The sequence below is a fragment of the Carnobacterium pleistocenium FTR1 genome (assembly GCF_000744285.1).
GTDB lineage: Bacteria > Bacillota > Bacilli > Lactobacillales > Carnobacteriaceae > Carnobacterium_B > Carnobacterium_B pleistocenium.
The window spans coordinates 1,909,587-1,932,615 of sequence record NZ_JQLQ01000002.1; the positions used below are offsets into that span (position 1 = coordinate 1,909,587).

Annotated in this window: 22 protein-coding genes; 5 read left to right on the top strand and 17 right to left on the bottom strand. The window is 33.1% G+C overall.

From position 1 onward, the window contains the following. Positions 1 to 6: 6 nt before the first annotated feature. Genes ytpR through pepA form a run of 4 tightly spaced genes read right to left on the bottom strand, consistent with a single transcriptional unit; the run spans position 7 to position 2,560 of the window. Entirely contained in the window at positions 7 to 615 is a 609-nt protein-coding gene (gene ytpR / locus BP17_RS09370) for a YtpR family tRNA-binding protein (RefSeq protein WP_035053808.1), read from the bottom strand. Beyond that, positions 608 to 1,102: a universal stress protein gene (locus BP17_RS09375; RefSeq protein WP_035053809.1), complete on the bottom strand. Its 495-nt coding sequence runs from the start codon at positions 1,100 to 1,102 to the stop codon at positions 608 to 610. Before BP17_RS09375 ends, ytpR begins: the two co-directional genes overlap by 8 nt. A gap of 35 nt (positions 1,103 to 1,137) precedes the next feature. Further along, positions 1,138 to 1,455, bottom strand: coding sequence for a thioredoxin family protein (locus BP17_RS09380; protein ID WP_035053810.1), 318 nt, complete (start codon positions 1,453 to 1,455; stop codon positions 1,138 to 1,140). Between the two features lie 25 nt (positions 1,456 to 1,480). Continuing rightward, positions 1,481 to 2,560: a glutamyl aminopeptidase gene (gene pepA / locus BP17_RS09385; protein ID WP_035053812.1), complete on the bottom strand. Its 1,080-nt coding sequence runs from the start codon at positions 2,558 to 2,560 to the stop codon at positions 1,481 to 1,483. Positions 2,561 to 2,735: 175 nt separating this feature from the next. On the opposite strand from pepA, the gene BP17_RS09390 reads away from it, so the two are divergent. Next, positions 2,736 to 3,074 (top strand): PepSY domain-containing protein, encoded by a 339-nt coding sequence (locus BP17_RS09390; RefSeq protein WP_035053815.1) that lies wholly within the window; start codon positions 2,736 to 2,738, stop codon positions 3,072 to 3,074. Positions 3,075 to 3,121: 47 nt separating this feature from the next. On the opposite strand, the gene trmB is transcribed toward BP17_RS09390, so the two are convergent. From trmB to BP17_RS09415, 5 genes are all read right to left on the bottom strand, one after another. Continuing rightward, positions 3,122 to 3,772, bottom strand: a complete 651-nt coding sequence (gene trmB, locus BP17_RS09395) for a tRNA (guanosine(46)-N7)-methyltransferase TrmB (RefSeq protein WP_035053817.1) — start codon at positions 3,770 to 3,772, stop codon at positions 3,122 to 3,124. Positions 3,773 to 3,893: 121 nt separating this feature from the next. Beyond that, complete coding sequence (locus BP17_RS09400; protein WP_035053819.1) at positions 3,894 to 4,691, bottom strand: phosphotransferase family protein; 798 nt, start codon at positions 4,689 to 4,691, stop codon at positions 3,894 to 3,896. A gap of 408 nt (positions 4,692 to 5,099) precedes the next feature. Beyond that, the gene (dat, locus tag BP17_RS09405) at positions 5,100 to 5,960 is read right to left on the bottom strand and encodes a D-amino-acid transaminase (RefSeq protein ID WP_035053821.1); all 861 of its coding nucleotides are present in this window, start codon (positions 5,958 to 5,960) and stop codon (positions 5,100 to 5,102) included. A gap of 108 nt (positions 5,961 to 6,068) precedes the next feature. Beyond that, complete coding sequence (locus BP17_RS09410; protein WP_051910515.1) at positions 6,069 to 7,295, bottom strand: ABC transporter permease; 1,227 nt, start codon at positions 7,293 to 7,295, stop codon at positions 6,069 to 6,071. Continuing rightward, the gene (locus BP17_RS09415; protein WP_035053823.1) at positions 7,292 to 8,029 is read right to left on the bottom strand and encodes an ABC transporter ATP-binding protein; all 738 of its coding nucleotides are present in this window, start codon (positions 8,027 to 8,029) and stop codon (positions 7,292 to 7,294) included. The genes BP17_RS09410 and BP17_RS09415 overlap by 4 nt, the downstream gene beginning before the upstream one ends. A gap of 193 nt (positions 8,030 to 8,222) precedes the next feature. Here BP17_RS09415 and BP17_RS09420 point away from each other — a divergent pair, with 193 nt between their 5' ends. The 3 genes from BP17_RS09420 (at position 8,223) to BP17_RS09430 (ending at position 10,229) form a co-directional block, all read left to right on the top strand. After that, on the top strand, positions 8,223 to 8,651 hold the full coding sequence (locus BP17_RS09420) for an HIT family protein (RefSeq protein WP_035053825.1): 429 nt from the start codon (positions 8,223 to 8,225) through the stop codon (positions 8,649 to 8,651). A 2-nt stretch (positions 8,652 to 8,653) separates the two neighbouring features. Beyond that, a complete protein-coding gene (locus BP17_RS09425) occupies positions 8,654 to 9,001 on the top strand; it encodes a YtxH domain-containing protein (RefSeq protein ID WP_035053826.1) in 348 nt (115 codons plus the stop codon). A 271-nt stretch (positions 9,002 to 9,272) separates the two neighbouring features. Then, positions 9,273 to 10,229, top strand: coding sequence for a peptidylprolyl isomerase (locus BP17_RS09430; protein WP_035053827.1), 957 nt, complete (start codon positions 9,273 to 9,275; stop codon positions 10,227 to 10,229). Between the two features lie 96 nt (positions 10,230 to 10,325). On the opposite strand, the gene BP17_RS09435 is transcribed toward BP17_RS09430, so the two are convergent. The 5 genes from BP17_RS09435 to BP17_RS09455 all read right to left on the bottom strand — a co-directional run bounded on the left by BP17_RS09435 (position 10,326) and on the right by BP17_RS09455 (position 18,115). After that, entirely contained in the window at positions 10,326 to 11,291 is a 966-nt protein-coding gene (locus BP17_RS09435; RefSeq protein WP_035053828.1) for a 3'-5' exoribonuclease YhaM family protein, read from the bottom strand. 34 nt (positions 11,292 to 11,325) lie between these two features. Then, positions 11,326 to 14,169, bottom strand: coding sequence for an ATP-binding protein (locus BP17_RS09440; protein WP_051910516.1), 2,844 nt, complete (start codon positions 14,167 to 14,169; stop codon positions 11,326 to 11,328). Further along, complete coding sequence (locus BP17_RS09445; RefSeq protein ID WP_035053829.1) at positions 14,153 to 15,397, bottom strand: metallophosphoesterase family protein; 1,245 nt, start codon at positions 15,395 to 15,397, stop codon at positions 14,153 to 14,155. The genes BP17_RS09440 and BP17_RS09445 overlap by 17 nt, the downstream gene beginning before the upstream one ends. Before the next feature lie 121 nt (positions 15,398 to 15,518). After that, complete coding sequence (locus BP17_RS09450) at positions 15,519 to 15,863, bottom strand: YlbF family regulator (protein WP_035053830.1); 345 nt, start codon at positions 15,861 to 15,863, stop codon at positions 15,519 to 15,521. A 107-nt stretch (positions 15,864 to 15,970) separates the two neighbouring features. Then, positions 15,971 to 18,115: a PBP1A family penicillin-binding protein gene (locus BP17_RS09455; protein WP_035053831.1), complete on the bottom strand. Its 2,145-nt coding sequence runs from the start codon at positions 18,113 to 18,115 to the stop codon at positions 15,971 to 15,973. A 474-nt stretch (positions 18,116 to 18,589) separates the two neighbouring features. Between BP17_RS09455 and BP17_RS09460 the strand changes: the two genes are divergently transcribed. Then, positions 18,590 to 19,927, top strand: coding sequence for a hemolysin family protein (locus BP17_RS09460; RefSeq protein ID WP_035053832.1), 1,338 nt, complete (start codon positions 18,590 to 18,592; stop codon positions 19,925 to 19,927). Positions 19,928 to 20,019: 92 nt separating this feature from the next. Here the strand turns inward: BP17_RS09460 and BP17_RS09465 are convergent, their stop codons facing one another. The 3 genes from BP17_RS09465 to BP17_RS09475 are packed head-to-tail and all read right to left on the bottom strand — an operon-like array spanning position 20,020 to position 23,019. Next, positions 20,020 to 20,964, bottom strand: a complete 945-nt coding sequence (locus BP17_RS09465) for a DHH family phosphoesterase (protein ID WP_408605796.1) — start codon at positions 20,962 to 20,964, stop codon at positions 20,020 to 20,022. An 18-nt stretch (positions 20,965 to 20,982) separates the two neighbouring features. Beyond that, entirely contained in the window at positions 20,983 to 22,314 is a 1,332-nt protein-coding gene (locus BP17_RS09470; RefSeq protein WP_035053834.1) for a DRTGG domain-containing protein, read from the bottom strand. A gap of 15 nt (positions 22,315 to 22,329) precedes the next feature. Further along, the gene (locus tag BP17_RS09475) at positions 22,330 to 23,019 is read right to left on the bottom strand and encodes a metal-dependent hydrolase (RefSeq protein ID WP_035053835.1); all 690 of its coding nucleotides are present in this window, start codon (positions 23,017 to 23,019) and stop codon (positions 22,330 to 22,332) included. Positions 23,020 to 23,029: the final 10 nt, after the last annotated feature.

A 23,029-nucleotide genomic window follows, 5' to 3' on the forward strand; every position in this document is an offset into this window, starting at 1 on the left:
CTTGGATCAATTCACTTGGAAAGTTTCACCTGTTATAGCAGAATCTGGTAAAACTAAGATACCTTTTTTTTCTATAGCATCTTTTATATTCAATTCTCGTGCAGAACAAATCATGCCATGACTTGGCCTTCCTCTTAACTCGCCATCCCATATCGCTAATCCATTAGGCATCAAAGCACCCACTTTGGCAACTACAACTTTTTGGCCCTGAGCAATATTTGATGCTCCACAAACAATTTGAAGAATTTCTCCATTGTCCACCTCAGTTTGTGTAATAGACAGGTGATCTGAATCAGGATGTGGATCACATTCTTTCACTTCACCGATGACAAATTTTGGAGAATCATCAATCTCTAAAATATCATAAAATCCCGCAGAAATGATGGATTTATTCAAATTTTTTATTTGTTCTTTAGTCAACAAGACTTGTCCTGTTTCACTATCCACTATATTTGAACTATTAAAAAAATTATATCCAACTGTTTGATTAGTCTCTTCTTTATAAATTCGAACAACATTATCTTTTTTTTCAAAATTTTGTTCCTTAGATTCACTATTCTCTAACATGACAATAATTGTATCTCCAATACCTTCTTTATTGTAAACACTAATCATTTTTAACTTCCTCATCTTGTTTTTTATTTCGTACTATCAAAACATCACATGGAGCATTACGAATGATGTATTCACTTACGCTGCCCATCATCCATCTTTCTACAATGTTCATACCTGTTTGTCCAACCACAATTAAATCAATTTGATAGTCATTAGGTATATCTTTTGATAACATTATTTTAGGTGTTCCTTGCACCATAATTGTTTGAACTTTTTTTATATTAGTTTCTTTAGCTTTTAATTTGTATTCTGCTAACATTTCTTCCATTAATTTCTTATCAACATCTATTCCTATTGCATCAATTGTACTTATTCCTGCAGTATCTACCATTCCTAAAGCATAAGCATTCAAATCAAATACGTGAGCGATAATCAACTCACCCTTATTTCTTTCTGCTATTTTAATTGCCTTCATAAGTGCATGTTCTGAAGATTCACTTCCGTCTACTGCAATCAGTATGCGTTGGTATTGTTGTGTATCTAACATAATAACATCTCCTCTTATTCATTTTTAATCATCAATTAAAGGGTTGCTATAAATTGTTCGATTTCATTTTTTGTTTTGCGGTCTTTATTAACAAACCGTCCAGTCTCTTCTCCATTTTCAAATGCTACAAAACTAGGTATTCCAAAAATTGATAAGTCACTACATAAATCAATAAATTTATCGCGATCAATTTCTATAAAATCAATTTCAGAGTGACTTTCGATAATTTCAGGCATAAGAGGTTTGATAAATTGACAATCCCCGCACCAGTCTGCTGTAAAGAAAAAAATCGTTTTTTTCTTAGCTTCTCTAACTATTATATAAAATTCCTCAACCGTATTTAATAATTCCAATTTAAATTCCTCTTTCTATCTTTAATTAGTTATTTTTTTTAATTGTTTCAAAAACACTGCGATCTAATGTACGAGCAACTTGAATGACCATTTCTTTTGCTGCAGCATAATCGTCAATATGAAAAACTGTTTGATGCGTATGGATATAACGAGCGCTGACTCCAATGACAGCACTTGGTACCCCGTTGTTCATTTGGTGAGCTGCTCCAGCATCTGTACCGCCTTTAGAAACAAAGTATTGATAAGGGATGTTGTGTGTTTCTGCAGTATCAAGCAAAAACTCGCGCATTCCTTTTAAAGTAATCATTCCAGGATCTTGAATTCTCAATAAAAAACCTTCACCAAGATGGCCAAATTTAGTTTCATCTCCTGTTAAATCATCTGCTGGTGAACAATCTACAGCAAAAAATAAATCAGGTTTAAATTGATGAACAGCGCCTTTAGCTCCACGTAAACCCACTTCTTCTTGGACGTTAGCCCCAGCAATCAAGGTGTTTGGTAATTCTTCACCTTGTAATTCTTTTAAAGCTTCAAGTACGACGGTTGTTCCATAGCGATTATCCCATGCTTTGCTTAAAATTTTCTTTCCATTTGCCATTTTAACTGTTTCAACTAATGGAACGATTGCATCCCCTGGACGAACTCCAAAAGCTTCGGCTTCTTCTTTAGAATCAAAACCAGCATCGAATAAAATATCAGCGATATCTAATTTTTTGTCAGCACCATCTTTGCCTCTCAATAAGTGAGGTGGAACTGATGAAGAGACACACGGATAGTCTCCTTTAGCTGTTTGAATCGTAAACCGTTGTGCCGATACAACATATGGATTCCAACCGCCTAATGGAACGACTCTAAATAAACCTTGTTTTGAAATGCTAGCTACCATGAAACCAACTTCATCCATATGTGCTGCTATCATAATTTTAGGTGCATTCTCAGCTTTACTTTTGCGAACTCCAAAAATACCTCCAAGTCCATCTTGTAAGACTTCGTCTACTAATGGAGTCATTTCTTTACGCATAATGTCGCGTATGCGATGTTCAAATCCACTTGTTCCTTGTGCTTCAGTTAATCTTTTTATCAAATCAAATGTTTTATCTTCCATTTTTGTCTACTCACATAAATTTTTTGTGGCTACCTATGTGATCTATCCCCCTTATAATCTTTCTTTATTCTATTATACCTTAAATCTTAATGATTTTAAGTGGGAATGCTTTAATTTCATTTATTTTTAAACATGGTATAATATAAAAAACATCTTAAATGGAGGAGTTTATTAAATGGCTTGTACAACTAAAGAAACAACACCGTACATTTTGGCTGGTGGCTTAATTTTTGGAACGGGACTTGCTTGTGGTTATTATTTTCATAAATTAATCACTAAAAAAAGAGCTATTCAAGGAGATACCATTTTAAAATACGTTAAACAATTATTTTTAAAAGAAGGTCCGATAGAAGGTTCTTGGATTGAGTTACAAAAAGTTCCGTTGCAAAAATTTGCTCTTAAAACTGACGTCTACTACGGGGGTATTTCAAGAATAGAAGAAGACCAATTGATTCAATATGAGTTTATCGCAGATGCTTATACTGGAAGTATATTAGACTTATACCGCGTCTAGCATAAAAAACGTTAGACCAAGAAAACATTCTTGGTTTAACGTTTTTTTTATTTCTCTTTTTTAGGAAATTTCACAACTACACGATTGATTCGACTGCCACGAGAAGAAAACTTTTCTTCATACTCCGTCCTAACATTCCCTTCAAAATCACTTTCGTGTAAATTCAACCACACTTGCTCAATTGTCATACCATATTTTGAAAAGCTAGCTAAAGAGTATTCAAATAACCCTTGATTATCTGTTTTAAAGTGGATTTCACCTTCAGAAACAAGAATTTGTTCATAACTTTCTAAAAAGCTCTTATACATTAACCGTCTTTTTTCATGCCTTTTTTTTGGCCATGGGTCAGAAAAATTCAAGTAAATTTGATCAACTTCTCCTTCTGCGAAATATTGTGTCACTGAACCTCCATTAACATGTAACAATTGCAAATTCGGTAGTTTTTCTTCAATCAATCTATCTAACGCAACAACTATGACACTCATTTGAAGTTCAATACCAATATAATTGATTTCTGGATGAAGCTTTGCCATTTCAGTAATAAAGCGTCCTTTGCCTGTACCAACTTCTATATGGATGGGATGATCATTGTCAAATCTTTCTTGCCACTTCCCTACCCAATTATCGGGTTGTTCTGGTATATATTGAGGAAATTCAGCAATTTTTTGTGGTGCATTTGGTTTACGTCTTAAACGCATATCTTTATTCTCCATTCCGTCTATTTTTGCATTGTCCTTTTAACTGTTTTACATAGAAAAATCCTCTTCAAAAGTAGAAAGAGGATTTGAATAACTGTAAACAAGTACCAATTTTCATCTTTTATTCAAAAAAATAATTTTCTCCTTGATAAAGGCTTTGCAACATGACAATATCTTTATTCATTTCATGGAACCATGTTTCTTGATGATGTTGTTTTGTTTGGAGCAAATAGTTCATTAAGGCATACCACTTTATCCGCTTTTTCAATTCTTCAGTTATTTCTGTGTCATAGTGTTCTAACCAATCTTCCCAATTATCTTTTGCGACATATTGGCAGAGCAACATACTTACATCCATAGCTGGATCGCATAACATAGCAGAATCCCAATCAACAAGATAAAGACGATTTTCATCTGATAAAAGCCAATTTTTTCGATAGATATCTCCATGACAAACTTTTGTTTCAACTGTGCTCATTAACTCTGCTTCATCTTTTAACTTTTTTATGATAAGTGATAATAAAGGATGAGTTTGTAAATCTAAAGACAGTTTTTCTTCATATTTTTCAATTAACTGATTAGGTGTAATTACTTCTCCGCCAACACGAGCGAGCATTCCTCTTAGTGTCACAGAATTATGTATTCGGCTAATGAGTTTTGCTACCTTTGGTGAAGACATTTCTTTTTTTGTAAGAGCTCTTCCGTTTAACCACTCTTGAGCAGTCAACACATCGCCATTACCAATACGTTTTGTCCACATCAATCTTGGCGTAATTCCTTCAACAGATAATGCAGCTAAAAAAGGTGAAGAATTTCGCTTCAAAAAAAGCTTTTCTTCTGCCCTTGTACCCATATAAGCTTGACCAGTGTCACCACCAACGGGATGCAGCTTCCATCCAGAATCTTTTTCAAAATCCATACCGAATCATTCCTTGCTTTATATTCTGAAACATTTCTACACAGACATGAAAAGCAAAACGGGAGTATAAAATCTTATTCTAAAAGTAAAAAAAGATTAGACCCGTTAAACCAATAGCACTAAATATTTATTTAGTTCACCTGCAACTCAAGACAAAAAAAGAACAGATATCACAAAAGACACCTATCTTCCTGTTCCTTTTCTATTTTAAATAGATTTTCTTTCTACGTCAAGCATATATACGTTCTTTTTCTAGAAATACTTATTTGAGTTTCTAACAACTGAGAGTACAAGCCTACACAGCCAATTTATCACATTTTTATTTATTTTATTTATATTTTACTATTCTAATTTTCTATATAAAAAATCAGCCATATGAGCTACTTGGCTGATTTTCCTAGTTTTTAATTATCTTATTTTTCCACACTGTAGTTCTACAGCATTTACATATAATTGTTGAAGTCTTTCTACTCCTGGTCCACGTTTTCCTTGTCCTACAGGATTCCCATCGATAAACGTTATCGGCATTGCTTCCATAGTAGTACTAGATGCAAATACTTCATCCGCTTCTTTCAGATCCTCAATCGTAAAGGCTTCTTCTTTAATTGATAATCCTGCTTCTCGAGCTACCTTTAACAACATTATTTTAGTAACACCTGGTAAAACAAGGTTCCCATCTGGATGAGTATAAATCGTATCATCTTTGATCATCCAAACATTTGAAGAAGAACATTCTGTAACTACTCCTTCACGATGAAGAATCGCTTCATCTCCACCCTGTTTATGCGCTTCATGTTTAGCCATAATATTACCGAGCAGGCTTATTGACTTAATATCACATCTCAACCATCGCATATCAGGTACAATAAAAGCGGTCATCCCTTTATCCATAGCTGCTTGGTCCCGCGGAACTATTGTAGTTGTAGCGGTAAAAACTGCCGGAACTAACTCAGGATTAGGATATGAATGATTTCTTGGAATTCCAATACCTCTAGTCAATTGCATGTATATATTACCAATATCAATATTATTTACTTCAATCAATTTACTTAACAATTGCTTCAATTCCTCTTTTGTGAAAGGTAAAATCAAATCAATTTTTTCAGCACTGGAAAATAAACGGTTAACATGTTCATTTAAAGTGAAAAACTTACCATTGTAAGCACGCACAACATCATAGATTCCATCCGCAAATTGGTATCCTCTATCTTCCATGTCAATTTTAACTTCACTACGCTCAACGATTTCATTATTCCAAATTACTTTCATTTTTTTTACCTCTCTCTTCAAATTAAAATAGATATATTTTTTTTCTATCATATCAAAAAAAAGTCCATTGCGCATTTAAAAGTTTAGCTGGTAGTTTTATTTGCTTTGTTATTGCTGTAATTTCATCATTTTATTTATTCGAATAGGCAGATAAAACTGACAAAAACCTAAATTGAAACCTACGCTAACTACTAATAAAATAAGCACTTCTATAACTGACAAGTGAATTGCAGATACAGCCGTAATCAATAACCCTTCGAATATCATTAACAATAATACAAGTTTTTTTAGTGACTGAAGTTTATCCTTTTGTTTTATCGGGTATAAGATAGTTAACGATAAATCATCAAAATGAAAATAGAGTGGTAATAATTGAAATCCTGTCAAGTACAAAAAGACTCCTATAAAGAAAATACTTAAGATGAAGGAATTGCCTAAACTACTAAGCAACATAGCAATGGCCGTCAAACGAATGTACAAGCCGCTGTACTCAGTACTTCTCAAAAAAGCTCTAGCATAGAGGTAGTAAAATACATTACTATTAGTTTTTTTGATTTTTTTCAAAAAGATATCCAAGTAAGCTCTTCTTTTAACAGAACTTTTTAATGCTGGAATATCTGTAAATAAGTTAATAAATTGGTAAATCCTTTTCATTCTATTTGATTCACCTTTTAATATTTTTTCCCATTGATATATTAAGGTATCATTCTTTCGATTCAATAAAAAGCGATAACTAATACTTACAACCGCAGCTAATAATAATCCAGCTAGTGGGCTAATAAAAAGAGCCACACTCGATACAATAAAGTAAATACCAAATAAAACCAGACGTATTTTAATCCATTCTTTTGGTTCTTTTATTTTTAAATTTAGTACTTGGGCGTTGAGTTCTGTTTCTTTTAAAATAATTAACATTGGAACAAAATAAAGCATATCAGAAAAAGCAAATCCGGCCATTGCAACCAGTAATGGCATTAACACAGCTACAGCAACAACACTAACAAAACTAGGCAGCCATAAACTTCTCCATTTAGCTTGGTTAAAATAATCTTCCATAGCCGTTTCTTTAGGTAGCATAAATACTGCATCAGCTGGTTGAATAAGCGTAGCTAATTTGCCAACACTTAGCACTACTGTAAAAATGACTGTTCCGACTATTTGACCTTTTACATCATAAACCGTTATTGTTTTCAGATAATTTGAATAAGCATAACCCATAGCACCGACTAAAAATAAACAAACGATTACAAAATGGTCATTAAAAATATACTTTAGATACTTCATCATTTTCTTTTGATGTCGTTTAACTCGTTGCTTCCATATTTCTATCATCATTTGCTATCCTCTTCTTTTGTTAATTGAATATACAATTCATCTAAGGTTGCATTTGGCATATTAAAAGTCATTTGCAAATCTTCCAAAGTTCCTTCAGCTTTAACTTTACCGTCATGTAATAAAACAAACCCATCACATTGCCTTTCAGCTGTAGCTAATATATGAGTTGACATTAGAATAGAAGCGCCTTGTTTTTTCATCTCTTCCATTAATTCCAGCAGTGCATTGATACCTAGAGGATCTAACCCTACGAAAGGTTCATCTATAATGTATAAGCTTGGCTCTACTAAAAACGCACAAAGAATCATAACCTTTTGCTTCATTCCTTTAGAGAAATTAGCTGGGAACCACTCTAATTTTTTTTCTAACCTAAATGTTTTTAATAATTTCTTTGCACGTTCATGCGCAATTTCAATGGGTATATCATATGCCATTGCTGTAATCTCGATGTGTTCTTTTAGCGTAAGTTCTTCATATAAAACAGGCGTTTCAGGGATAAACCCAAATTTTTTACGGTAAGTTTCTTTGTCATTTTTCAGTGTTAGACCATCTATACTGATTTCTCCCTTTTGAGATTGTAAGAGGCCAATAATATGTTTTATAGTTGTACTTTTACCGGCTCCATTTAAGCCAATTAATCCAATTAATTTTCCATTTCCTACTTCAAAAGATACGTCTTTTAATACAGGTATTTGACTATAGCCTCCTGTAATATGTGCTACTTTTAAACTCATAATTATTTAGTCCCTTCTATACATGTTATTGTAGTTATTGTACCATAAGAAAAGAAGAGAATCTTTTCTCTTTTAATGCGTTACTGTTTCACTTTCTTTAACTTTTATGATACATTTACTGAATAAGAGAACCCATTTCTCAATTCACCACATTTTGCATATAAAGATTTAATAGTAGAAAGAAGGGGACTAAATGGCAGATTGTATTTTCTGTAAAATTATCAATAATGAAATACCTAGCAGAAAAGTTTATGAAGATGATGACGTTGTAGCTTTTTTAGACCTTACACAAGTTACACCAGGTCATACATTAGTAGTTCCAAAAAAACATGTGTCCGATATTTTTGAAGTAGATGAAATATTAGCAGCTACTATTGGCGGTAAAATTCCAAAAATTGCAAAAGCAATCAAGAATTCTAACCCTAAGATTAAAGGAATGAATATTATAAATAATAATGGTAAAGTAGCTTACCAATCGGTTTTTCATTCACACATACATATCTTGCCTCGATTTGATGAGCAAGATGATTTTTCTATTCATTTCGGTGATCATTCTGAAAATTTCACATCTGAAGAATTAGATAAAATAGCATTAACAATAAAAAGCAAATTGGAGGGATAATAATGGCTAATCATTTTATGAATGGCTTAATTTTAGGTGCTGCTGCTGGAGGAATTTATGGTCTTCTTAAGTCTCCACACACTGGCAGAGAAAATAGAGTTGTATTAAAATCTTATATTGATGATACAACAGTACTTGTAAACGATGTTTCAAAAAGTGTCAACGATTTAAAAGGAGCAATAGCTCAATTAACCAATGAAGGAAAAACGTTGGCTGAAGAATTTACACAAGATATAAAAGAATCCGTTGACGAATTTTCATATGAAGCTGAGCCTCGTATGCGTCGTATTCAAGAACATACCGAAAAATTAACGGCTGATATGGAAGATTTAACTCAGAGTATGAAATAAAATATATTTATTGTATCTTGTTTTATGAGGTTGAGACTAAGGTCTCTACCTCATTTTTTTGTATTTAGACGCTGATTTGCTCTACTATGCGAGTAAAAATTACTCATTTTTCGTAATTTCTTCAGATTTATGTTTTTTTTGTGATTTTTAATTGACTTTAAACTAAATATTAAGATTTTAGATTTTTTTATGTAAATGAGTATGGTATATTTATAGCTGTTATCATGAAATGTTTATTTATAGCAAATATAAGAAATGGATGTGTTAAAGAATGAAAAAATTATTACTAGTTACGGCTACTATCATAGCAGGACTTACAATTGCCGGCTGTTCTGATAGTACTGTTGCCTCTTCAACTGCAGGAAAAATTACAGAGGAAGAGTTTTATGACTCAATGAAAGAAACTGTAGGAACAAGTATGTTACAACAATTAATCATTAAAGATGTTTTAACAGATTTATATGGTGAAGTTGTTACAGATGAAGTAGTAGATAAACAATATACTACTGAAGAAACTTCTATGGGTGGAGCCGAAGCATTTGAAAATGTTATGTTGCAACAAGGTTATACTCCTGATAACTATAAAGACACGATTCGTTTAAATCTTTTAATTGAAGAAGCAGTAAAAGATAAAACTGAGTTTACTGAAGAAGAAATTCAAACTGCTTATGATGCATATGTGGCACCAGTCAAAGCAGCTCATATTCTTGTAGAAGATGAGGAAACAGCAAAAGATCTTATCACTCAATTAAATGATGGTGCTGATTTTGCAGAACTTGCTACTGAAAATTCAGCAGATACTGCTACTGCAGCTAATGGTGGAGAAATAACTTTTTCAACCGGTGAAATGGTTGCTGAATTCGAAGAAGCCGCACTTGCTTTAGAAGAAGGCGAAACAACAACTGAACCAGTCGCTACAGAATATGGCTTCCATATTATTAAAATGATTGAAAAACCTGAAAAAGGATCATTAGAAGAAGAAACTGACACTATAGAAGAACAATTATTAACAACTAAATTGGCTGATAGTGCTTATATTCAAGAAGTTATTTCAGGAATCATGCAAGATGCTAACATTCTTATCGAAGATGAAGACTTGTCTACTGCCATGGATTCTTACTTGGTAACTGAAGAAGAGTCTGCTACTGAAGAATCTGCTACTGAAGAATCTGCTACTGAAGAGCCTGCTACTGAAGAGCCTGCTACTGAAGAGTCTGCTGCTGAATAATCATTCAGCTCTCTGAAAGTTCAATAAAGTAGTTATTTATATTAGATAACAAGTAAAAAGGGTTTAGGACTAATGTCCTAAACCCTTTTTACTTGTTTAATTTTCGTTAGTCTTTTCTGATTCATTTGGCTTATAAAATGATCGATTATCTAATGCAAAGATTCTCTCTGTAAATAAACCAGGTTCAGTTTTATTTAACGAAGAATTCAACATAGTTATAGTCGCATCTAGATTATCAATCATAGATAAAATTTCAGCTTCTCTTAGTTTCGGTCTAACCGGGGAACCATATTCAAGCTGTCCATGGTGGGCTAAAACCATATGTTTTAAAAGGAGTACATCTTCACTTTTTTCATCAATTTTTAGTGCAATACAGGCTTTTGTAATTTCTTCATCTACAATAACAATATGTCCTAATAGATTTCCTTCTAACGTATATTCAGTAGCAATCGCCCCAGAAAGTTCAACGATTTTACCTAAGTCATGCAAAATAACTCCTGAATAAAGTAAAGGCCGATTAATTTCCTTGTATTGATCCGCTAACGTCTTCGCGATTCTCAACATTGACACCGTATGAAAAGCTAGACCACCAGTAAAAGCGTGGTGAAACCTTTTTGCTGCTGGATACTGGAAGAAAGATTTTTGATGATGATTTAATAAAAAGCGTACAATACGGTTCATATTGGCATTCGTAATTTCAAACAAAGTATCATTTATTTCTTCCAACATATCTTCTTTTTTTAATGGTGCTCTTTCAACGTATAAATCTGGATTATCTGGATCGCCAGATTTCGTTCCCATAATTTTAAATAATTTAATTTGAGGGTTTCCTTGGTATAATTCTCGTTTTCCAGAAACTTTCACAACTTTTCCGGCAGTAAAGGCAGCAATATCCTCTTCCGGTGCGTCCCAGTATTTACCATCCATTTGACCACTTTTATCTTGAAATGTAAAAGCAATAAATTTTTTGCCATTTTTTGCAACTCGAATATCTGCAGATTTAATTAATAAATAAAGCTCAAAGGTCTCATCGTTCTTATACTCAAATAATCTTTTCCCCATTTGAATCCCTCTTTCTATTCACTACTTTTCTTTATTATAACATTTCTACTTGTTCTTTTCGAAAAACATCTGTAACTGATTCATCAAATGTAAAATAAAACACTTGTACGTCTTCACTAATTTGCTCTAATAGTTGATACATTTCTTTTTTACGTTGTCGATCAAAATTCACGAAACCATCATCAACTAATAACGGGAGTTGAATTAGGTCATTGGCATTTTTTACAAATGAAAAACGCAAAGCAACATAGAGTTGTTCAGCTGTTGCTTGAGATAGTTCAAAAGCTTCAAATAAAGTACCGTCTTTTCTTTGAACCGTGATTGTCTGATCTTTCAAAAAAACATTTTCATAGTTACCTTTTGTTAAAGTATTGAAAAAATATGCAGTGTCTCGAATAGTGGCTGGGAAACGATCTTTTCTGGCTTTAGTTAATGTACGTTCAATAAGTTCAGCCGCTATCTTGTATACGGTCCATTCATCAACTAGAATTTGTGTTTCACTTTTTAAATTGGCATATTCTTGCAGCAATTCTGAATACTCTCCACCAACTTCTAAATTTTTCAAAGCAACTTCTATTTTAATTTTTTTGTTTAAGGTACTTTCGATTGCTTCCTTTAAATGTTTAAATTTTATCTTTATACCTTGAATACTTTCCAGTAAGGCAGCCTTATCACGATAGGTTTCAAGCAATTCGCTGTATTCGCCAACCTGCTGCTCTAATAAATTTAATCGAGCAATTTTTATTGTTAATTCTTCACTTAATACATATTTCTTGCGAAATTCTTCTTCTGTTTTAACTTTAATAGAATGTAAAAGATGTATACGCTTTTGTTCAAATTCTTTTTGTTGCATAATGAATTGCTCAATATATTGATGAACTGCTTTTTGCTGCTTTGCAAGATTTTTAATTTTTTCTTCATCAGCTGTAACTTCTTTGAAAAAATGTTTTATTCCCTCAATCAATTGTTCGTGGTTAGTCCAGTCAACAAAAATAACAGGTTCCAAGTAACTAATTTCCTCTTTCCACATGGCAACTCTTTCTTCTTTTTTTCTTAACTGTTTTTGTTTCTCCTGTATACTGTTAGCTTTCTCTCTTATTCCTTCAAAAATATCAACTTTTTCTACTAATTCTTTTATCAGATAATGTAATGGGTAACCATATTCTCGTTTTAATAACTGAAATTCTTGTTCAATAATCGATTTTTGGCTATTGGCTTTTTCACTTTGAGACTGTTTTTCATTTAATTCAAGAATCACTTGATCGATTTCTGCAAGTTTTTCTCTCCATTGTTTTCGGATCTCCGTTTGCTGGATATATTCTTCAAACGAATATGGATATTCTTTGATTTCTTCTTTTTTACTTACAATCTTTCTTTTCTTAATCATTGACCATATACTATAAAAAGCTGATCCCAAACCAATAACTATGAGTAGTAAGCCAATTTCATTAGAAAGATATTGACCTAACGCACTTAAGAGTAGTCCACCTATTAAGCTAACAAGGTTTTTCTTGCTGAATGAATTTATCCTTTTCTTTGCTACCTTAGTATCCGCAAACTGATTAAAATTGCTCTTTTCTAACTGATCGTTTACTTCTTGGTAGGTTTGATTATTCCAAAGTCGTTTTTCCAATTTATCAAGTTGATCCCCTAAGGATTCTTGTTGAAAATTCAAAAACGCTATACGTTCGATTAATTGTTTTTCACATAAATTAATTTGATTTTGTTTATCGTGTAATTCATTTAATTTATTTCGACTCTCCACTGTTATAACAGCAGGTATATCTTGTAGCTCCTGTAGCCCCAGTTGTTGCTTTTCACGTAAAAATTGATATTCAGTCTCTGAAAGGGTTTCTTTAATAAACCCTACCTCTTGTAACGTTGCTTGGATATCATCTAACTGATCCATTAACTGAGTAATTTTATCCCTATGTTCAATAAAGATTTTTAAAGACCGGGTCTCTTCAGTCTTGTTGTTAAGATAATTCAGCTTTTCTTGTTGTTGGTTAATGGTTAATTTTAGTTGATTTATTTCTTGATTGTAATGGTTCAGCTGATACAATCCATCTTTAGGCAATTCAACTGAATGTTCTTTCTTTATTTGCTGCTGAATATCTTGCATTTCACTAAAAAGGACCCAGTTATTTTCTAATTGGTTTAACTTAACTAATTTATCTTCATAATGAGTTTGTTGTTCTTTAAAACTAATTAACTCTTTTTCTAAGTTATCCTTTTCAAGCAACCAATTCATATACTGACTATTTTTTTCTTTAGCTAATTTCATCTGTTTTCTTTTCGCTTCAACTTCTGCCATTTTTTTATTGATAATAGTTACGCGCCCATTAGGTTTAAACAACTTGCTTGCTTCTACTTGGAACTTATCTGCAACCTTTAATAACTGTTCATTTCCAATTGTTCCTACACTTAAAAAGTAGCGATTTAATTTTTCACGATTTAACTGTTGTACTTTTTGCAGTCCAGTTAAATTAAAAGAGAATAAAGCTTGATAGGTTGCTTTATCAAGTCCAGATAAAATCTTTTCCAGAAAGTCTTCTCCGCCCGTTTCACCGCTAGCAAAAGTTATTGTCACGTTTCCGTTAGCTTTTCCTCTTACACGTTCAATTTGAACATCTCCATATTGAGTTCCAGTCAAAAAGAGCCTTCCGCCATACTGACTGCTGCTTTTAGGCTCGTACCTCAGCTCGGAACTTATCTTAGAAGGAAATCCAAAAAGAATACTATGAATAAACGACATGATTGTAGTTTTTCCTGCTTCATTTTCACCATAAAATAATTGCAAATTAGTTATATTTTCAATTTTGTGATCTACCCATTTTCCATAGCCATATATTTCAATTGATTCAATCTTCAAGATCATCACTTCTTTCAAATCCTAGTTGGTTACGAACCAATTCTATAGCTTCTAGCACTATTTTTTTTCGATAGTGTTCTTCACGTGTTTCTACAACTTCTTCAATCCCTGGGAAATCAAAAAGTGCATTAGTTGATTCGTTAAATAGATTTTCTTTTTCAATTTCACTTTGTACTTTAGCCCATTGTTCTGGAAAAAGCTTTTGAATAGCAGGTATATGATTTTCAATTTTCATTTGTAATTCTATCTTGTGAACCCAGACGAAAGTTTCTGTTTTCGAAATTTGCTGTAAAGCTTCTACTATTTCACCTTGCTGGATTTTTTTTACAACTCCTTCAAGCAAACATTCGCTGTCTATTAAACGAATCGAAAGAAAAAGGCTATATTTTTCATTTTTTTGTTCTTCAATAGTTGTTTTTAAAGCTTTATAAACCTCATCTAAATTTTTCATTTCCTTAACAGAGAGTTCAATAGTCTTCCATTGAATGGCTGCGGTAGAGCAAAATTCAGTTAGTACACCTGATTCAGCTAAATTTACTAATTCAAATCCTTTTTCTCCACTTTCTTTACTGCTTCTTCCTTGAGTATTTCCAGGATAGATAATAGGAGGGTTTTCAGCTAAATGGTGTCGTTTATGAATATGACCTAAAGCCCAATAATCATACTTCTTACTTCTTAACTCTGAAAGTGTAAACGGAGCATAATTTCCATGTTCTGAATCTAGACCTTCTGAAAAGCCATGCAGTAATCCTATATGATAAGTCGCTTGAGGATGTTTTTCTGGATAATCATTGATTTTTCTTTCAAGAATCCATCTTTTATCATAACTAAAGCCGGTAATAGCTATTTGTTCATTTCCCTTAGTCATAAGCCATTTTGTTTCTACTTGTTCATTAAATAAAATAACATTATCCGGCATATCTAAATGTAATCCCGTATTTTCGATGTAATCATGATTGCCATGCAATAGATATACGGGTATTTTTAATTCGTTCAGCCTTTCCATTTCATTTCGTAAATAGGCTTGTGCTTTAACACTTCGTTCATCATTATCATAAATATCTCCAACTAGACAAACAAAATCTACATTTTTTTTAATTGCACTATCTACAATACTGGTTAAAGCAGAAAATGTAGATAAATAAATAGCATTCCAAATAAAATCAGGCAAACCCTTTAAACCAATAAAAGGACTGTCCAAATGTAAATCAGCTGCATGAATAAACTTAACCATTTTAGTCTTTTATCTCCTTCCTTGTACGTTCTATTTTAAAGGGCACATATGTTCCATTAATGTCAGAAAAAAAGAACTCACTACTCTTTCATAATAGTGAGTTCTTTTTAATCATCTATCATTATGCTTGATAAACATCTTGAACAGGTTTCATAATGATTCGATTTAAATCTTCAATCAACGTACTTAACCGTTGTTCAGATTCCATTAAATCTTTAATAACTTCATTATCACCAGAAGTTTGCGCTAATTGTTGAGCTTCAGCAATTTCATCTTCAGTAATTTGTTCTCCTGACATTTGCTTTTGTTGCAATTTCATTTGAACTTCTTGGAATTCATGATACATTTTGCTAGCTGCTTCATCTTTTTTTACTTCATTAAAAGCGGCCACTAATGTAATGTACTCCTCGCTATCTCTTAATTCTTTTTCTAAACTGTTAGCTGTATCATAGATATTTGTACTCATAATAAAATTCACACTCCAATTCAAATTTTTGTTTTCATCTTAATTATTATATCATTTCACACACTTTTTTTCCAATATTCTCGGCTAAATCATCTGAATTTTACTATTTATTGTGTTACTTTATTTTTAAAGCCATTGAATAAATTCCCAATTTTATCCTTCAAAATATCTGATTTTTCTTTTACTTTACCGCCTAATGAATCAACTGTATCTTTTATTTCTTGCTTCCAATCACCAGAATCCACTTCATTTTTTTCTTCTGCAGCAATAATTTCTGCAGCACTTTCTGTATTAAAAGATGTCAACTCTGTATAAGGTAAAATATTTTCCATTTGTATTTTAAACAATGGACCGACACCTGTAGAGCTACCTGTTTCCATATAATGCTCCTCATCCGTTGGATCAAATCCCATCCAAGTCGTGATTACAATATCAGGGGTGTAACCCACTGTCCATTGATCGGTTGTACCACCTTCGTCATTAAAGGTTACCTCAGTACTCCCAGTTTTACCGGCTATTGTGTAACCTGATGGATTATTGTTTCGTGCTGTCCCATTTGAAAATACTCCCATCAACATACTCGTCATTTGATCTGCCACTTCTGGAGTAGTAACTTTTTTCTTTTCGGGTTCCGTGTTGTCAGCAATGACAGCACCTGTAGCATCAACGATTTTAGTAATGAAATGCCCTTCACTCATGACTCCCTCATTAGCGAAAGTTGTATAAGCACTCGCCATCTGAAGTGGGGATACGCCTTTACTTAAGCCTCCCAATGCTAACCCTAAGTAGCCATCTCCTTCAGCACCTTCAACAAGAGGTATTCCGAATTCTTCAACTTTTTTAAATCCATTATCTAATCCAATTTCATTTAGAAGCCATACGGCAGAGGTATTTTTGCTCTCTGCCAATGCTTGATACATAGGGACTTCTCCTTCATATTGATAGTCAAAATTTTCAGGAGTATAGTTATCTTCACCATATGAAATCGGCTCATCAACAAGCATTGAATCAATCGTGTATCCTTGTTCTAGAGCCTCAGTATAAACAGCTAAAGGCTTCATGATAGAACCAGGCTGTCTGACTGTTTGTGTAGCATAATTAAACCCTCTAAATGTATGCTCTTTTCGTCCTCCATATATCGCAAAAACTCCGCCTGTTTTTGGGTCTAACGCCACAGAACCGCTCTCTAAAATTGTCCCATCTTCTGCATTTTGAAATAAATAATTATTTTCATAAGACTCATCCATCGCACGTTGGTAATCTTGATTTAATGAAGTATAAACTTTATATCCTTTATTTAAGACTTCTTCTTCACTTAAACCGTATGTGTAGATGGCCTCACTCAGTACAGCATCAAAGTAAGAAGGGTATTGATACCCCTCTTTTCCCGAATAGGCATCTACTAATGTTAGTCCTGTAGCTTTTATTGCATCGACTTCTTCTAAGGGCACAATTTCATTTGTCCCCATTAAGTCCAGTACCGTATTTCTTCGAGAAATAGCCGCATCATAATTATCAATAGGATTATAATTTGTAGGAGCTTTTAACATCCCAGCTATTGTTGCCGCTTCTGATAAAGTAGTATCAACTGCAGATTTTCCAAAATATTTTTGCGAAGCGTCCTCTACCCCCCATACTCCATTTCCAAAGTACGAATTATTAAGGTACATTTCTAAAATTTCATCTTTAGTATAGACTTTTTCAATTTCAATAGCTAAAAAGAGTTCTTTTAATTTACGAATAAAGGTTTGATCTAATGTCAAATAAGCATTTTTAGCTAATTGTTGGGTAATCGTGCTCCCGCCACCAACGATATTCCCTCCATTAATAACATACCCAACGGCCGCCCTTGCAATCCCAATTGGGTCAAAACCTGAGTGTTTATAAAAGCGTTTATCCTCAGTTGAAATAACAGATTTTTCAATAGATTCAGATATATTATCAATCGAAACAAAGGTCCCCTTTTGTGAATAAAGTGTCCCGGCTTCTTCGTTATTGACATCATAAATCGTCGTTGTTTGTTCCAAACCTGCTTTTAGCGTAGAAACGTTTGCAGTTTTTGCTAAAAATAATAAATACGTACTGGCTACTAAAGCCATAGTTAACATAACTAAAAAAATTAGTTTATTAACATGATATCTTTTCCAAAATCGTTGCCGTTTTTGATGAAACTTTATCAGATAAGGTTTCACCCATTTCCAAAAAACAAGCAAGTTTCTTTTTATCTTAGTTAAAAAAGGGGATTCATTCATTCGCATTCATTCCTTAATAGTAATTTTTTAAATTGACCTTAGTTTTACTTAGTGTATCAAAAAAATATTAAAGACACATCCTACTTAAGGAGGGCATGTTTAAAATCAAATAATTTACTTAGTTTTTTATACATTTTTCTTTATCATTTTACCATATTGATGTAGAGTAAAGTTAAAGACTTTGTTAAAATGAAAAAGCAGATTTATTGTTTGATCTAAGTTTAATAATTAAGGATGAGGTGAGAACTTGGGACAGAAAATAAAATAGGGGGATTAGTTTATCAAAAGAATAGTCTAATTTTTAATGCTAGTTCTTTTGGTTCCTTTCAACTTTGTACTTATCCTCATCCTGTGGAATTTACGGTTTAATAATTGAAATGCTCTTTGTATGAAAACCAAACATCACTAAATATCATTAGAAACCATATTACAAGGAGGTGAAGTCTACGTTATCACTTCAACGTAGACAACAATTTGTCAATTACAACTGGAATCATTGTATTCTTTATTATTTTATTTCTCGCATCACTATTCGTAATGTCGGAATTTGTACTAGTCCGTATTCGTCCGTCAAGATTGGATTACTTAATTGAAAATGGCGATAAACGAGCTATTCTATTAAAAAAAATGACACAAAAATTAGATACTTATCTCTCAGCTACCCAACTGGGTGTGACGATAACTTCATTAGCAATTGGTTGGTTAGGAGATCCTACTTTTGGTCGCTTATTCGATCTTATGTTTTCATCTTTTTCTATTCCATCTTCTGCTTCAACAATTGCTTCCATTATTTTATCTTTTACCATTCTAACTTCTCTTCAAGTTATTATTGGAGAACTGGTACCTAAAAATATTGCAATTAATAAGACAGAACAAATTGGGCTCTTTATTGCCAAGCCTTTACAGGCATGGTACCGTATCATGTATCCTTTAGTATATTTATTGAATCGTGTCGCAAATAGTATTTCACGTCGAATTGGTATGAAAAACATCAGCGAGCCTGAAGAAGGTGTTTCTGAAGAAGAGCTTCGCATAATTATGGGAGAAAGTCTAAAAAGTGGCGAAATTAATCGTGATGAATATCAATTTGTAGAAAACGTATTTGCATTTGACGATCGAATGAGTCGTGAAATCATGGTACCTCGTACGGAAATGGTAACCGTATCAACATCAATGACTCTAAGAGAAATAGCTCAATTAGTTAGTAAAGAACGCTTTACCCGTTATCCGGTAATCAAAGATGGCGACAAAGATATTGTATTAGGGATCATAAATACAAAAGAAATTTTTGCTGTCTATGTGGACGCTGTCGAAGCAAAATTGTCTGAGACGTTTAGCTTTGCAGAGTACATTAGACCCATTATTTCTGTTATTGAGACCATTCCTATTAAAGAACTTCTAGTTAAAATGCAAAAAGAACGGAATCAAATCGCCGTTCTTGTTGATGAATACGGTGGAACCAGCGGTATTATTTCAATGGAAGATATTGTTGAAGAAATTGTTGGCGATATTAGTGATGACTATGAAGTTGTCGGTGAGCCAGAAATCAAAAAAATTGGCGACCATCATTATCGTGTGAGTGCAAGAATGTTGATTGATGATGTAAATGATATTTTTGGTCTTTCTATTGAAGAAGAAGATGTCGATACCATCGGTGGCTGGATGATGAATCAAAAATATGATATTTCTATCGGCGAAGAACTAACCTTTAATAATCATATTTTTATAGTTATCAAAGCTGGTAATGGAACACTTGAAGTCATTGATATCTTAAAGAAAACTCCGCAAGTCGCTATGAATGAAATAAATTAACTTATTTCTAAAAATGTAAAAGAGCACCGCGCTAATTCAGCGCGGTGCTCTTTTACATTTAACATTTTTTCACTATTCTGCTTTGACTTTCTTTAACTTTGCTCAGCTACTTGAATCAATTGCTGAATAATTTGATTTACTTCAAGTAAATCCTTGGCGTTGGCGCCACTCGCTAGTGGATGGCCTCCGCCATCATGTTTTTTTGCTACTTCATTAATAATGGGACCTTTAGAACGTAATCGACAACGGAAACGACCATCTGGTTGTTCAACGAATATCCCCCACAAAACAACTTCTTCCAGTGTACTAGGTAAAGAAACGATTGCAGAAGTTTCGGCATCTTTGACGCCAAATTGTTCCATAATAGCTTTAGTCAAAATAACTTTACCTACACCCGAAGCATGAATATCTATGTTTTGTAAAACATATCCAGATAATTGAGCTACTTTTCGAGACATTGCAGTCATTTTACGATTGATTTCATCAGGTTTAAAAGGAAATTCCATTAAATCAGCCACGATACGCATCGTTTTAGATGTGGTAGCTGGATATAAAAATCGGCCAGTATCTCCGACAATACCCGCATACAATAACTCAGCAGCTTTAGTCGTCATTATTAATTCATTTTTATAATGAAAACAAAAATCTGCAATAATTTCACTTGAGCTACTGGCTTTCGTATTCACTACAGTAATATCTCCATAATCATCATCATTAGGATGGTGATCCATTTTGATTAAAATTTTACCTTGGCTGTATCTTTCATCACTGATACGCGGTGTATTTGCAGTATCCGTCACAATAACTAAAGCTTCCTGATAAGCTTCATCTGGAACGTCATCCATTTCAGTTAAATAATTCAAATCACCTACTGGACCACCTGCTTTTAACACTTTTTTAGTTGGAAAACTAGCTTTTAATATTTCTGCCAGTCCCCCTTGAGATCCAAGAGCATCTGGATCGGGATTTTTATGTCTATGAATAATAACCGTTTCCGATTCTTTAATTGCTTCAAATATTTGATTATATAGTCTTATCGTCATTATTTTTCCCCTTTAGCTTTTTTGCATCAATTGGCAGACTACTGTCGCTTTCGCTACTAAAACAGTATCTGTATAAACTTCAATATCTAATTTTGCAGTCCTTCTACCTATTTCGAAAACACGTGGTCTGATTTCTATTTCACTGCCAAGTTGAACCAATTTCAAATAATATAGATTCATTTGTTCAAGTATGGCATTCTTTTTTTGAAAAACAACCAAAGTATTTTTTGCTACAGTAGTGATGACTTCACTTAATAATCCAAATGAAAGTGTTCCAACATTATCGGTCATTTGAGGTGTAACTTTAAACTTATAATAAGGAATTTCAGAAGAATCTAATTTTGAAGAAGATGTTGAAATTTCTATATTCTCATTGATTTGATCAGATAATGTATCTCCCATTTGTGGTTGATGTTGAGAGGATTGCATGGATTTCATAACATCCTGCCTTGAAACGATACCAATAAGCATTAAATTATCTTCAACGATAGGGATAACTTCTAAACCATCCCAAATCATTAAGTGTCCAACACTTGCAACACTCATATGCACTTTTGCAAATGTAGGATTTTTTGTCATCACTCGTTCGATACTTACATGATCCTGTTTGCCAATAATGTCCTTAGCAGTGACCATTCCTATTAAACGACCTTTTTTATTTACTACTGGAAATCGTGTATGCTGACTTTGATTATTCAGTTCCCGATAGTCTAATACTAATTGATTGGCTGTTAAATAAAGCGTTTGATCAGCCTTGGTATAAATATCATCCACCAACATAATTTCTTTTTTGATCAGTTGGTCTGTGATTGCTCTATTGATCAAGGTTGCTACAGTAAAAGAATCATATGTTGTCCTTAACACGGGCATTTTCAATTTATTCGCTAATAAAATAATTTCTTTATTTGTGTTAAAACCACCAGTGATTAACACTGCAGCACCATGTTCAAGAGCTATTTTTTGTACATTTTCACGATTTCCTACAATCATTAAAGAACCTGGTGTAATATAACGAACCATTGCTTCTTCTGTCATGGCACCAATAATAAACTTACTTAGATCTTTATCTAGCCCTTCTTCACCACCTAAGATATCGCCATCAATAATTTTCACAACTTCTCCATAGGTTAACACTTCAAAAGTTTCTTTTATTTTACGTTCAATACGAATGGTTCCGACTCTTTGAATCGTTGAAACTAATCCATTCGTTTGAGCCTCTTTAATAGCTCGATAAGCCGTTCCTTCACTCACACTCAAATTTTTTGCAATTGATCGAACTGAAATTTTTTCCCCGACTGGTAAGGTTTCAATATAGGTTATGATTTGATCATGTTTTGTAGCCATTCATTTACCTCCATACTATACATTAGACACATCAAATATTTCGCCTATTTCTAATGCTAGTCCTTGCTCTTCAGGTAAACTTATGCAAAATTCTTCAGCATTCTGTTTAATTAACGGGAAGGTATTGTAATGAATTGGGACAGCTTTCTTTGCTTGGACATAACTTGCAGCAATAGTTGCATCTTCTGGTCCCATAGTGAAATTATCTCCAATAGGTAAAAAGGCCACGTCTATAGCTTTATACGCTCCAATTAACTTCATATCAGTAAACAAAGCGGTATCTCCCGCATGATAAATCGTTTGTCCATCCGCACTAAAGATAATTCCCGCAGCTAGTCCTAAAGTGATTGCTTCTCCCTCTATTTCATAAGAAGAACCGTGAATAGCTTGAGTCATTTTAACTTCTCCAAAATCAAATTGATGTTTGCCACCCATTTGCATACCATGAGTTTTTAAACCTTTCTTTTCAAAAAATGATGCAATTTCTACATTTGCAACAATTAATGCTCCTGTTCTTTTTGCGATAGGTTCTGTATCACCAATATGATCATTATGTGCATGTGTCAAAAAGATCACATCAGCTTCAACCGTATTAGGATCTAAATCACTGTTAGGATTTCCAGTTATAAAAGGATCAATCAAAATAGTAACTCCTGAATTTGTCTGTATTTGTACGCAAGACTGACCGTGCCAAGAAATTTTCATATTTTTGTTC